Origin of the sequence: Cellulomonas sp. IC4_254 (assembly GCF_011603975.1) — a bacterium.
GTDB lineage: Bacteria > Actinomycetota > Actinomycetes > Actinomycetales > Cellulomonadaceae > Cellulomonas.
The window spans coordinates 1-1,473 of record NZ_JAANNB010000363.1 but is presented as its reverse complement, the minus strand read 5'-3'; the positions used below and the strand labels follow the sequence as shown (position 1 = coordinate 1,473).

1 protein-coding gene is annotated in these 1,473 nt (G+C 73.4%); it reads left to right on the top strand.

Annotated features, from left to right (window positions below; translation table 11 throughout):
* The first annotated feature begins 58 nt into the window (after positions 1 to 58).
* The gene (locus G6556_RS18785; protein WP_166944659.1) at positions 59 to 1,378 is read left to right on the top strand and encodes a bifunctional o-acetylhomoserine/o-acetylserine sulfhydrylase; all 1,320 of its coding nucleotides are present in this window, start codon (positions 59 to 61) and stop codon (positions 1,376 to 1,378) included.
* Positions 1,379 to 1,473: the final 95 nt, after the last annotated feature.

The following is a 1,473-nucleotide window of genomic DNA, read 5'->3' as shown; positions in this document are numbered from 1 at the left end:
GGGCGCACCGCCGACCACCCCGCACCGCCAGCCCCCACGCACCGCCAGGAGACCGACCATGACCCAGCCGCAGTGGTCCTTCGAGACCCGCCAGATCCACGCCGGCCAGACGCCCGACAGCGCCACCGGCGCCCGCGCGCTGCCGATCTACCAGACGACGTCCTACGTGTTCCCCGACGCCGGCGTCGCCGCCGACCGGTTCGCGCTCAAGGACCTCGGCCCGATCTACACCCGCATCGGCAACCCGACGGTGCAGGCCGTCGAGGACCGGATCGCCTCGCTCGAGGGCGGCGTCGGCGCCCTGCTGCTCGCCTCCGGCCAGGCCGCCGAGACGTACGCGATCCTCAACATCGCCGAGGCCGGCAGCCACGTCGTCGCCAGCCCGAGCCTGTACGGCGGCACGTACAACCTGCTGCACCACACGCTCCCCCGGTTCGGCATCGAGACGACGTTCGTCACCGACCCGCACGACCCACAGGCCTGGCGCGACGCCGTCCGGCCGAACACCAAGGCGTTCTTCGCGGAGACCGTGCCGAACCCGAAGCAGGACGTCCTCGACATCGAGACCGTGGCCGGCGTCGCGCACGAGGCGGGCGTGCCGCTGATCGTCGACAACACGGTGCCGACCCCGTACCTGATCCGGCCGCTGGAGTGGGGCGCGGACGTCGTCGTGCACTCGGCCACCAAGTACCTGGGCGGCCACGGCGCGGCCATCGGCGGCGTGATCGTGGACGGCGGCACGTTCGACTACGGCGCCGACCCCGAGAAGTACCCGTCCTTCAACACGCCCGACCCGTCCTACGACGGCCTGGTGTTCGCGCGGGACCTCGGCGCCGGCGGCGCGTTCGGCGTCAACCTGTCCTACGTGCTGCGCGCCCGGGTGCAGCTGCTCCGTGACCTCGGCGCCGCGATCAGCCCGTTCAACGCCTTCCTCATCGCCCAGGGCCTCGAGACCCTGTCCCTGCGCGTCGAGCGGCACGTCGCCAACGCCCAGAAGGTCGCCGAGTGGCTGGAGGCCCGCGACGACGTGCTCTCGGTGACCTACGCCGGCCTGCCGTCGCACCCGCAGTACGAGCTCGGCCGCAAGTACGGCCCGAACGGCACCGGCGCGGTCCTCGCGTTCGAGGTCGAGGGCGGGGCCGCCGCCGGCCAGGCGTTCGTGTCGGCCCTGGAGCTGCACTCGAACGTGGCGAACATCGGCGACGTCCGCTCGCTCGTCATCCACCCGGCGTCCACGACGCACAGCCAGCTCACCCCCGAGGAGCAGGCGCTGTCCGGCGTCACGCCCGGGCTGGTCCGGCTCGCCGTCGGACTGGAGGGGATCGAGGACATCCTCGCCGACCTCGACGCCGGCTTCCGCGCCGCCAAGGGGGCCTGAGCGCCCCCGTGCCCAGCACCCGATCCACCCCGACGGGCGCCGTGACCCCCACGGCGCCCGTCGGCGCACCCACGTCAGGACGGCCCGTGCCCGAC

Coding starts and splice junctions, on each gene's coding strand:
- G6556_RS18785 (WP_166944659.1), top strand. CDS start 59: ATGACCCAGCCGCAGTGGTCCTTCGAGACCCGCCAGATCCACGCCGGC.